At 71.7% G+C, this 11,565-nt stretch carries 7 protein-coding genes; 5 read left to right on the forward strand and 2 right to left on the reverse strand.

Annotated features, from left to right (window positions below; translation table 11 throughout):
* The first annotated feature begins 478 nt into the window (after positions 1-478).
* The gene (locus AC08OQ_RS06955) at positions 479-2,614 is read left to right on the forward strand and encodes an ATP-binding SpoIIE family protein phosphatase (protein ID WP_476600860.1); all 2,136 of its coding nucleotides are present in this window, start codon (positions 479-481) and stop codon (positions 2,612-2,614) included.
* A 62-nt stretch (positions 2,615-2,676) separates the two neighbouring features.
* On the opposite strand, the gene AC08OQ_RS06960 is transcribed toward AC08OQ_RS06955, so the two are convergent.
* Positions 2,677-4,209, reverse strand: coding sequence for an SDR family oxidoreductase (locus AC08OQ_RS06960; RefSeq protein ID WP_462187004.1), 1,533 nt, complete (start codon positions 4,207-4,209; stop codon positions 2,677-2,679).
* A gap of 124 nt (positions 4,210-4,333) precedes the next feature.
* Positions 4,334-4,849 carry an HNH endonuclease gene (locus AC08OQ_RS06965; RefSeq protein WP_462187005.1) on the reverse strand — a complete coding sequence of 172 codons (516 nt, stop codon included), beginning with the start codon at positions 4,847-4,849 and terminating at the stop codon, positions 4,334-4,336.
* Between the two features lie 418 nt (positions 4,850-5,267).
* On the opposite strand from AC08OQ_RS06965, the gene AC08OQ_RS06970 reads away from it, so the two are divergent.
* From AC08OQ_RS06970 to malQ, 4 genes are all read left to right on the forward strand, one after another.
* Complete coding sequence (locus AC08OQ_RS06970) at positions 5,268-6,596, forward strand: mechanosensitive ion channel family protein (RefSeq protein WP_476601632.1); 1,329 nt, start codon at positions 5,268-5,270, stop codon at positions 6,594-6,596.
* Positions 6,597-6,755: 159 nt separating this feature from the next.
* A complete protein-coding gene (locus AC08OQ_RS06975; RefSeq protein WP_476601633.1) occupies positions 6,756-7,484 on the forward strand; it encodes a response regulator transcription factor in 729 nt (242 codons plus the stop codon).
* Positions 7,481-9,148, forward strand: coding sequence for a sensor histidine kinase (locus tag AC08OQ_RS06980; RefSeq protein WP_462187008.1), 1,668 nt, complete (start codon positions 7,481-7,483; stop codon positions 9,146-9,148). The genes AC08OQ_RS06975 and AC08OQ_RS06980 overlap by 4 nt, the downstream gene beginning before the upstream one ends.
* Complete coding sequence (malQ, locus tag AC08OQ_RS06985; protein WP_476611952.1) at positions 9,145-11,553, forward strand: 4-alpha-glucanotransferase; 2,409 nt, start codon at positions 9,145-9,147, stop codon at positions 11,551-11,553. The genes AC08OQ_RS06980 and malQ overlap by 4 nt, the downstream gene beginning before the upstream one ends.
* Positions 11,554-11,565 lie beyond the last annotated feature (12 nt).

An 11,565-nucleotide genomic window follows, 5' to 3' on the forward strand; every position in this document is an offset into this window, starting at 1 on the left:
CGACTCCTAAGGTATTTTATCTCCCTTAGTAGATGAGGGTGTCTTTGTGGGGCAGTCCTCAACAGAATAATGTGTCCTCATCTGGCTCCTTCTGGCGTTCCTGGCCTTTTTGGTGCAGGTGCCCCTGTTGTGCGCCTACCCAGGGACCGCTCCGCCGCGTCGGGACGGCGCGGCGGAGCGCGTGTTCCTCGGTCGGGTGATGCCTATCCAGCATCAAACCCGGCCGGTGGAGGCGAAAGGGAGGGCGATGGGGTACTGGTTGCGGCTCGGGCCGACGTTCCCCCGATGCGTGATATCCGATATCCGAACTAGACTGCCGCAGGTGGACCAGGTGACTGGCTGTTACGGAGCAGTACCGAGAATCGGATTTGGTCGGGGATGTGATGGTGTGCCCGTGACGTCGGAACCGTCCACCGGGATTTCGCCCTATGCGCCCGGTATATCAGGGTTTGTCGGTGAATCACGGAAGTCCGATCAGGTGCGGCGGTCGGCGTCCGCAGGTCTGCGGGCCGCGCGGGAGGCTGTCCGCGCGCTGTGCCACGGTGCTCGGGGGGACCATGACGACGGATTGGGTGGCTCCGACCCGTCCTTCCTGGCCGATGCCGGTCTCGTCCTCGGCACCTCCCTCGACCCCGATCGGGTCGTCGACCTGATCGCCGGACTCGCCGTGCCCCGTCTCGGCACGGGCGCCTTGGTGTGGCTGCGCGAGGGCGACCAGGTCAGGCTCGGCGCCTCGGTCTTCCACGACCCGAAAGCCGGCAAGATCATGCGGGCGATTGTCGCCACGCGGCCGCCCCAACTCGCGGACGACTTCCCGCCGGGCGTCGTCATGCGTAACGGCCAGACGTACTGTCTGCCGGACTTCGATGAGCTGCGCCCGGTGCCGCTGTTCCCGTACGAGCTCGCCTACCAGCAGTTCCGCCGGATCCAGAGCGGTCCCACCGTCACCGTCCCGTTGCCGGCGCACGGCCGGATCCTCGGCGCGATCACTGTCGGGCGCGGCACCGGCTTCTATTCCGGAGCGGAGGTGAACCTGCTGGAGGACCTCGCCCGGCGGGGGGCCGTCGCGCTGGAGAACGCACAACGCTTCCGCGAGGCACAGGAGTCCGCGCTGACCCTGCAACGGTCGCTCCTGCCGGCGCATCCCCCCGCACTCGACGGGGTCGAGATCGCGATGGAGTACCGGCCGGGAACGGCAGGGACGGAGGTTGGAGGCGATCTCTACGATGTCATACCGCTCGCCGGGGGGCGAGTCGGGGTGGCCATCGGTGACGTGATGGGGCGCGGCCTGCATGCCGCGGCGGTGATGGGCCAGCTGCGGGCGGCGCTGCGCGCCTACGCTCTGGAGGATTGGAGCCCCGTCGAGGTGCTGACCCGGCTTGACCGGGTCGTCGGCCTGCTGCCCGGTCTCCAGCTCGCGACCTGTATGTACGCCGTCTACGACCGGGACACCGGCCGGGCGACGATCGCGAACGCCGGCCACCCCGCGCCGTTGGTGATCCTTCCCGACGAGGACCCCGACTATCTGGTGCTCGACCCCGGGCTCCCGCTGGGAGTCGGCGAGGGGGCGGTGTTCAGCGAGACGACCGTCGCGCTTCCACCCGGATCGGCGTTGGTGATGTTCACCGACGGCCTGGTGGAGTCGCGACGCCGCCCGCTCGTGGACGGCCTGGACAATCTTCGACGCGGTCTTACCGCACAGCGTGCCCGGGCGGCCGCGGCAGGCCTCGAGGCGGTCGAAGTCGCGGCGGGTGCCGACATGGCGGCTGGAAGCGAGGGCGAGGGCGAGGGCGTTGGCCTGAGCGCGGAACGGACCGGGAAGGCGGAACGGACCGGGAAGGCGTGGACGGATCGGCGGGCCCCCGGCCCGTCGCTCGGCCCACCCCCCGGGGTGCCGGAACGCCGCTCCTGGGTGGACCGGCGGCGCCGGGCGCGCAGGGTGAACTTCGCGGCACGTAGCTGGTTCGGTCCGGACACCGTCAACGGCCCCGGCGAGGGCCCCGTCGAGGAGACCGCCCGCACGCTGCTCGAACGGTGCCTGATTGCCGCCGGTCTCCCGGCCCGGACCGACGACGATACTGCCATGGTGGTGCTCACCACGCAGGCCGTGAACCCGCCATTGCTCGAACTCGCGTTGCCCGCGGTGGCCGCGTCGGCCGGCGAGGCCCGGACAGCGATGCGCTCGGTCCTCGCCGAATGCGGGATCACCTCCGTCGAGGACGCGACGCTGCTGGTCAGCGAGGTGGTGACGAACGCGGTGCTGCACGCCCGCAGTGATCTGGTGCTGCGGGCATCGATGGGACCCGGTCGGCTGCGGATCAGTGTCGAGGACCGGGAAGGCGCGCATCTGCCCCGGCCCGGCGTGGCCGCGGAGAACAAACCCGAGCCCGAGTCGGGGTGGGGCCTGCTGCTGGTCGAGGCGCTGGCGCTGGCCTGGGGCGTGGAGATGACCCCCGGGGGCAAGCGTGTCTGGTTCGATATCGAGATACCCGACCGGGAGCCGGGTGCCGCCGGCCCGACGAGACCGATCGTCAGGCCCGATCCGTCTCCCTCGGCGGGCCTGTCCCGGAAGCCTCCCCTCGACCCGCCGGTCCAGGGCCGCTCCTGGGGATAGCATCCGCTGCCGGGCCACCTGACGAGCCGGGCCACCTGACGAGCCGGGCCGAGGCCGCGTGATCAGGCGGTGGCGACGGCGCCGGTGGCCCATTCGTCCTCGGCCTTGCGCACGATGTTGCGCAGCATTCCACCGAAGACGGCCGCGTGGAACGGGCTGACCGACCACCAGTAGAGCTGCCCGGGAAGTCCGCGGGGCAGGAAACTCGCGCGCTGCCAGTAGGTCGTGGTGCCCTCGGCGTCGACCATCGAGCGTAGTTCCAGCCAGGCCTCGCCGGGCAACTTCATCTCGGCGCGCAGCCGGAGCAGGTGGCCCGGTTCGATCTCCTCGACCCGCCAGAAGTCCAGAGCCTCCCCGGCGTGCACCCGCTGCGGATCACGCCGACCCCGGCGCAGACCGACGCCACCGATGGCGGTGTCCAGCCGGCCGCGGGCGGACCAGGCCAGGGGCCACGAGTACCAGCCGTTGTCGCCCCCGATGCCCTCGATGACGTGCCACAGACAGGCCGGCGGCGCCGCCACGGCCATGCTGCGCTCGTCGACGTAGAGGGATCCCCCGGCCCACTGCGGGTCGGTCGGCAGGGGCTCGTTCGGGGGGCGCGTGGCACCGGCGCCGTCCCCGTCGTCCGATGCGCCTCCCGATCCCGGCCACACCGCCGTCGACCAGCGGGTCTTCACCGAACGTGCCCGCACCCGGGCCAGCGCGAGGGCCACCGCGGCGTCGAAGGGCAGCAGTCCCTCGGCGGGATCGGGGATCCAGCGGGCGATCTGGTGGTCGTGGGCCACCACCTCGTTGCGCAAGGAACGGATGAGCGGCCTCGCGATGCCGCCCGGCACCGGGGTGACGAGCCCGACCCACAGCGAGGACAGCTCGGGGGACAGGATCGGAACCGGGACGATGATCCGGCGCCGCAGCCCCTCGACGGCGGCGAAGCGCTGCATCATCTCCGCATAGGTCAGGATGTCCGGGCCGCCCACGTCGAAGGTGCCCTCGACGTCGTCGGGGACGTCCAGAGCGCCGATCAGATAGTGCAGCACGTCCCGGACGGCGATCGGCTGGATCCTGGTCCGCACCCAGCGCGGCGTCAGCATCACCGGCAGGCGCTCCGTCAGGTAGCGCAGCATCTCGAACGAGGCGCTGCCGCTGCCGATGACGACCGCCGCACGCAGCACGATCGTCGGCACCCCCGAGCCGAGCAGGATCCTCCCGACCTCCTGGCGGGAGCTCAGATGGGCGGACGTGCCACCCGTCGTCGCCGGGCTCAGCCCGCCGAGGTAGACGATCCTGCGGACACCGGCCGCCCGGGCCGCGACGGCGAAGGCGTTCGCCGCCCGCCGGTCGACCGCGGAGAAGTCACCACCACCGTCGATCGAGTGGATGAGGTAGTAGGCGACCTCGATCCCGTCGAGCGCGGACCGCAACGACTCCGGATCCCGGGCGTCGGCGCGGACGACCTCCGCCCGGGCGGCCCATGGGATGTCCCGCAGCCGGAGGGGATCCCGGGTCATGGCCCGGATATGGTGGCCACGGTCGAGCAGGCGGGGAGCCAGCCGGCCGCCGATGTACCCGGTCGCCCCGGTGACGAGGATGCGCATGCAGGTTAGCTGCCCTGGCAGGTCCCGCCGTACCCTGGCATCCGGCCGATCTGCCGTCGCCGTGCCTGGGAACGCCTCGAACAGGCGGGGACGCCCGGGCAGAGAACGCTCCGGGCGGGTGCCGTCAGGCCGAGGCGGCCTCGGTCACGTCGGTACTCAGGTAGGCCGACCAGCGTGGATCCATCCGACGGGAGCCCAGAATGCGCCAAGCGGCTCCGCTCGGCGCCCGTGGCGCCGTGCGGAGCCGCCAGCCGAGATCAGCGACGGCCAGGTCGGCTTTCAGATGGTTGCAGCGGCCACAGGCCGCCACGACGTTCTCCCACGCATGCGGGCCCCCACGGGAGCGTGGAATGACATGATCCAGTGATGTTGCCGGAGCATTGCAGTACACGCAGCGATGATGGTCGCGGGCCAGCACACCCTTGCGGGTCAGCGGGATCTGCGAGCGGTACGGCACCCGGACGAAACGCGCTAACCGGACCACGATCGGGACATCGACGGAGGCCGTCGCGGACCGAAGAACCTGCCCGGCCGATTCGACCATGACGGCCTTGTCGGTCAGGACCAACACCAGCGCGCGCCTTTGCGACACCACGCACAGAGGCTCGTACGTGGCATTGAGAACCAGCGCCTCTGCCACGCGCCGACCTCCTGCCCACCGAGGGCCCTTTGCGGGCCGTTCTGCCCAGCGTCTCCGGTGACAATGGACAGTCAACCTTCTTCTGCGGCAGAACGCGAGCCTGTTTGCATGGTCATCGCCTTTCGTGCCGTGGCGCTGCACATATCTCATGGCCTTTGTCACATACAGGCGACCATTTTGTGGCCGCATCAATACGGAAAGTGCTTTTTCGGGTGTGATGGGAGACCTGGCCGGGTTGGGTCGGAGAGTGGTTGGGTCGGAGCGTGGCTGTCCGCCGACCGGATCGGGGCCCCCACCGCCGGGCCACCGGCATGGGTGAGACTGATCTGCGGCCGCCGCCCGCGCCGCCGTGAGCGCGGGAGGGCCGGTGACCTCGGCCTGCTCGAGGAACTTCGAATGATCGCAATCGACCGGAAGGATGATCGACGCCGTGACGCCCGCCCCGTCCCTGCTGGCTCAGCCTCTCATCCCGTCGCTGGGAATGCTGCTGTCCGCCTCGCCGTCACCCACCGAAGTGCCGGGCCCGACGTCCGGGCTGACGACGCCCACTCCACTGCCCTCGCCGAGCCCGTCGGTGACCTCTGACCCGCTGGTGTCCCTGGAGGGCGTCGCGACCGCGCTGCGGGACGCCTGCGGGACCGATCCGGGGCTGCTGTGCCGCACCGTCTACGACATTACCCACAGTAATTATCTTGCCTCCGGGGCTGAGGTGTTCCTCGGTACCCCGATCCGCATCGCGCTCATTCTGGTGATCGCGTTTGTGGTGCGGGCGCTGCTGCACCGGTTCATCCGGCGCACCACCGACATCGGACACGCCACCGAACGGACCGGTTCCGGCAGTTGGGGCGGGTTGTTCCGGGGTTCCCGCGCCGGCTCTCTGCTGGGCGCGTTCGGCGATCCGGCGGTGCTGATGGAAAGGCGCCGTCAGCGTGCGGCGACGGTCGGTTCGCTGCTGCGCAGCGTGACGTCCATCTTCATCTTCGGCCTGGCCTTCCTCAGCATCCTGGGCGAGCTGGGTATCAATCTCGCCCCCATCGTCGCCAGCGCCGGTGTGCTGGGAGTCGCGGTCGGTTTCGGTGCGCAGAACCTCGTCCGGGACTTCCTGTCGGGGATGTTCATGCTGCTGGAGGACCAGTACGGGGTGGGAGACGTGATCGATCTCGGTCCGGTCTCCGGTGCCGTGGAGGCGGTCAGTTTCCGGACGACCAGACTGCGTGACGTCGAGGGCGCCGTCTGGTACGTCCGGAACGGCGAGATCACCAGGGTCGGTAACAAGAGCCAGCAATGGGCACGGACCGTGCTCGACGTTCCGCTCGACTACGACACCGAGGTCGCCACCGCTAAACGGGTGCTGGCCCGGACGGCGAACGAGCTCTGGGCGGACGCGAAGTGGAGCAGCCTCATCCTCGCCGAGCCCGAGGTCTGGGGGATGGAGACCATGACCTCGGACGGTTACACCCTGCGTGTCGCCATCAAGACCCAGCCGCTCAAGCAGTGGGAGGTCGCGCGCGAGCTGCGTGAGCGGGTCCGGACCTCGCTTGGCGCGGCCGGGATCGAGCTCGGTTCCGTGCAACGCAGTGAGGTGACCATGGTCAACGACGACGAGGAGACCGCCGGGAGCCGTGCGGAGGACGACGCGGATCCGGATGCCGGGGTCGGCGGGGGTGCCGCGGACGCTCAGGGGACGGATCTGCCGCGGGCACGGATCGACCCGCCCGCCCCCGACCTGTCGCGGTTGAGGGGATGATCTGGGCGTGCCGGTGAGTCTGGGCGTGCCGGTGGGTCTGGGCGTGCTGGGCAGTCTGGGCTCACGGTGGCTGAAACTGTCCTGAGGATCGCGGTATGTCTTCCTGAGACCGGCCCCGCGCAGCACCATCACCGCGTCGGGTGAAGGCAGACTGGGGGCGTGCGGGTACTGGTGGTGGACGACGACGCGGCGGTCCGGGAGTCCCTGGAACGCTCGCTGCGGTTCGAGGGGTACGAGGTGGCCACGGCGGTGGACGGGGCGGACGCGCTCGGCGTCATCGGCCGCGAGCGGCCGGACATCGTCGTGCTGGACGTGATGATGCCCCGGGTGGACGGGCTGGAGACCTGCCGTCGGCTGCGGGCCCAGGGCGACGACGTCCCGGTGCTCATGCTGACCGCCCGGGACGGCTTGGCCGACCGGGTCAGCGGCTTGGACGTCGGTGCCGACGACTACCTGGTCAAACCGTTCGCCCTGGAGGAGCTGTTCGCCCGGTTGCGGGCACTGATCCGCCGGGCGGCGTTGGCCGCGCGGGTGCGGGCGGCCGGTTCGGACGGGTCCAAGGGGATCCCCGACTCGACGCTGTGCTATGGCGGGGTCTGTCTGGATCAGGCTAGCCGCCAGGTGACCCGCGGTGATCGGGAGCTGATTCTGACCAAGACCGAGTTCGAGCTGCTGGAGTTGTTTCTCGCCCATCCGCGTCAGGTGCTCTCCCGCTCCATGATCATGGAGCGGGTCTGGGGGTATGACTTCGGCCCGACATCGAACTCGCTGGAGGTCTTCGTGAGCTACCTGCGCCGCAAGCTCGAGGCGAACGGCGAGCCCAGGCTGTTGCACACCGTGCGCGGAGTTGGCTACGTGCTGCGTGAGCCGTCGGGGGACCGCGCGTGAGCAGTGCCCCCGACCAGGGGGCCGCGCCATCGCCGTGGTGGCCGCAGCCGTTGACGGGTCGCCCGGCAGCGGGGCAGGTGGCAGCGGGGCAGCCGGCAGTGGGGCAGGTGGCGGTGAACGGGCGCGCCGGCCGGTTGGACGGGTTCGCGCGGCGCGTCCACCCGGGACGTCACTCCAGGATCCGGTTTTCCTCCCCGCTCGGTCAGCTGACATTGCGGGCTCGGCTCGCCCTGCTTGTCGGGATGGCGGTGGCTGCCGCCGTGACGGTCGTCGCCGGGGTGTCGCTGGGGGCGACCAGCATCGTGCTGAACCAGGCCATCGACGACCAGCTCGTAGAGCAGGCTGAGGCGTCGGCGCACACCATCCAGACCAGTCCGCTGGGGCTGGAACTGCAGGCGTTCAGCTTCGGGCTGGAGGGCCAGTTCCTCGATGCCGCCGGCAATCCGCTGGAGAACGCCGTCTCGTCCTGGAACAGCATGCGGATCCCGGTCGACTCCGCCGACGCCGAGGTGGCCCGGCGGGAGCGGGCCCAGAACCTGCGCACGATCGCCGTCGACGGGCAGTCCTACCGGCTTGTCACGGTTCCGCTGCAACGTCCCGCGTCCGGCGGTGCATTGCAGCTCGCCCGGCCGACCACCGACGTCGACCGGACCCTGCGCGATCTCGCGCTGGTGCTGCTCGTCGTCGGGATCGTCGGGGTGGTCGGCTCGGTGCTCGCCGGACAGATCGTGGCACGTGCCGCGCTCAAACCCGTTGACGCCGCGGCCGCGGCCGCCGAGGAGGTCGCTCGCACCCAGGATCTGTCGGCGCTCATCCCGGTGACCGGATCCGACGAGATCACCCGGCTGGCGGAGAGCCTCAACAGCATGCTGCGCGCGCTGGAGGCGTCCCGGGCCCGCCAGCGCCAGCTCGTCGACGATGCCAGCCACGAGCTGCGCACCCCGTTGACGAGCCTGCGCACGAACATCGAACTGTTGCTGCGCGCCGAAGCGAACCCGCATCGCGCGCTGCCCGCGGCCGACCGTGAGGCGCTGCTGCGCGACGTGGGCGCGCAGATGCGCGAACTGTCCGGCCTCGTCAGTGAACTGGTCGAGCTCGCCCGGGACGAGGCGCCCACCGAGGAGGTGGAACGGCTCGATCTCGCGGAGATCGTGCGAGCCGCGGCCGAACGGGCCCGGCGCCGCGCCACCGGCAAGGGCGTCGGCATCGAGGTCGACGCGACGTCCTCGACGGTCGACGGGCGGGCGAACATGCTCGAACGGGCAGTCACCAACCTGCTCGACAACGCCGTGAAGTTCTCGCCGCCCGCCTCTGTCGTCCGGGTCGGCTCCCGGGACGGCGAGGTAACCGTCGCGGATGACGGACCGGGCATCGCGCCGGAGGACCGCGCGCAGGCGTTCGACCGCTTCTACCGGGCCACCTCCGCGCGGGGCCTGCCCGGATCCGGGCTCGGCCTCGCGATCGTCGCGGATGCCGTGCACACCCACGGGGGTACCGTCACCGCGGAGAGCTCTCCGAGTGGCGGGGCGTTGCTGCGGATGCGGCTGCCGGTCGTCGACGACCCCGGTCCGCTGGGCCCGGCCACCGCACCGGGCCCGGAGCCGAACCCGCCGGGCGGCGCCGCTCCGCCTCCGGACCGCGCGGGCGAGAATCTCAGGTCGTGACTTCCGACTGCCCCGCCGTGCCCACCGCATCCGCACCCGCGTCCCCCGCGCCCGCCACTGGTCCCACCGCCCCGGCGGGACCGCAGCCCGCCGGGGCGCCGGTGGTGGACCCCGCCGTCGACCAGGTCCTCGCCGAACTCGCCGCGGTGTCCGGTGTGGCGACGTCCTACCTCGGGGCCGATGGTGTCCCGGTACAGGTTGCGCCGGACACCGTCCGGGCCGTCCTGCGGCTGGCGGGGGTCGATCCGACGGATCCCGCCGCGGCGCTCGCGGCGGCGCTGGAACGGCCCTGGCGACGCCGGGTGCCGGCCTGCGCCGTCGTCGTCGCCGCAGCACCGCGCCCGGTGGTCGTTCACACGCCCGTGGATGTCATTCCATACGCCGAGCTGGAGCTCGGCACCGGCGGCCGGGTCGTCCTCGATCCCCCTGGCGCCCCCCTGGCCGAGCGGGTGCTCGACGGCGTGCCCTGGGTCGCCCGGCCGATCGGGCTCCCGGCGGGCCTGCCCCTGGGGGACCACGTGCTGCACGTCGACGCCGGAACCGAGCGGCATCGCTGCCAGGTCGTCGCCGTGCCGGCCGCGGTGCCCGGCCCCGCCGCCCTCGCCCCGCCGGCCCGCGCCTGGGGCTGGGGCTGGGGCTGGATGATCCAGCTCTACGCGCTCACCTCGGCGTCGTCTTGGGGGATGGGGGACTACGGCGATCTCGCGACGCTCGCCGACTGGTCGGGCCGGGCAGGTGCCGACGTGCTGCTGGTGAATCCGCTGCATGCGGGTGCGCCGACCCTGCCCGTCGCGGCGTCCCCCTACTCGCCCGCGAGCCGCCGTTTTGTCTCCCCGCTCTACCTGCGACCGGAGCGGACGCCCGAGTACGCTCGGGCCGATCCCGCCACCCGGTCGGCCGTTGACGAGCTCGCCCGCGGCGCCCGCCGCGACGGTCGGCGGGACGGTCTGCTCGATCGGGACGCGGTGTGGCGGGCGAAGCTGGCCGCGCTGGAACTGCTCTTCGAGGTCTTCCGGCGCGGCGGCGAGCAGGTGGCATCCGCCGAGCCGGCCGGGTCCGACCTGATCGATTTCGCGACCTGGAGCGCGCTCGCTGAGCGGTACGGCCCGGACTGGCGGACCTGGCCGGCGCGTCTCGCTCATCCGGGCGCGCCCGCCGTCGCCGAGGCGAGGGCGGAGCTGGCCGACCGCGTCGCCTTCCACGTGTGGCTCCAGCATCGCTGCGACCAGCAGCTCGCCGCGGCGCAGGCCGCCGCCCGGGCCGCCGGGATGGCCGCCGGGATCGTGCACGACCTGGCCGTCGGCGTCGATCCGGGCGGTGCGGACGCCTGGGCACTGCAGGACGTTCTCGCCGTCGGCGCGAGCGTGGGGGCCCCACCGGACACCTTCAATCAGCAGGGCCAGGACTGGGGGCTGCCGCCGTGGCGGCCGGATGCCCTGGCCGAGGCCGGGTACGCGCCGTTGCGTCAGATGGTTGCCTCGGTGCTGCGCCGCGGCGGCGGGCTGCGGGTCGACCACATCCTCGGCCTGTTCCGGCTGTGGTGGATTCCGGCTGGGGCGGGCGCCGCTCACGGGACGTACGTGCGTTACGACGCCGAGGCGATGCTCGGCCTGCTCGCGTTGGAGGCCGCCCGCGCCGGCGCCGTCGTCGTCGGGGAGGATCTGGGTACCGTCGAGGCGTCGGTGGCGACGACGCTCGCCCGCCTGGACGTGCTGGGTTCGACGGTGCTGTGGTTCGAGCAGGACGCCGAGGGCCGGCCGTCGCCGCCGACGGCGTACCGGGCGGCGACGATGGCCAGCCTCACCACGCACGACCTGCCCACCGCCGCCGGCTACCTCGAGGGCGAGCACGTGCGCACCCGCGCCCGGTTGGGGCTGCTCGGGCGTGCGGAGGAGGCCGAGGCGGCCGGTTGGCGAGCCGAGCGGGACGCGTTGGTCGAGCTGGTGCAATCCGAGGGACTGGTGGATCCGGCGGGCGCAGCGGCGGGCCTCGGCGGACGGGGGAACCCCGGCGGGAGCGGCCGGCCGGAGTTTGACCCCGCCCTCCGGGAGGAGTTCGGCCCCGCCGTTCGGCAGGAGATCGTTTTCGCGCTGCACCGGCTGCTGGTGCGGTCTCCGTGCCGCATCGTGCTCGGGTCGCCGGGTGACGCGCTGGGCGACCGGCATCAGCCGAATCTGCCGGGCACGACCGATGCCTATCCGAACTGGCGGCTCCCGGTGACCGACTCCGCCGGTCGGCCGGTTACGGTGGAACGCCTGCTGACCGATCCGGACGTGCGCCGGCTTGGCGAGCTCCTCGCCCAGGCCCGGGTTGCTCAGGTCCGGGTTGCTCAGGTCCGGGGCGCGTCGTCCACCGGTGCGGCACCCCTAGATCTGTCTTCCGCACATGGGGTTTCGATGCGTTGACCGGCCTGGTTG

Source organism: Frankia sp. CcCS3 (assembly GCF_977927575.1).

Bases quoted from the DNA above. Each gene is read 5' to 3' on its own strand.
- AC08OQ_RS06970 (WP_476601632.1), top strand. From the start codon at position 5,268: ATGATCGACGCCGTGACGCCCGCCCCGTCCCTGCTGGCTCAGCCTCTC.
- AC08OQ_RS06960 (WP_462187004.1), bottom strand. From the start codon at position 4,209: ATGCGCATCCTCGTCACCGGGGCGACCGGGTACATCGGCGGCCGGCTG.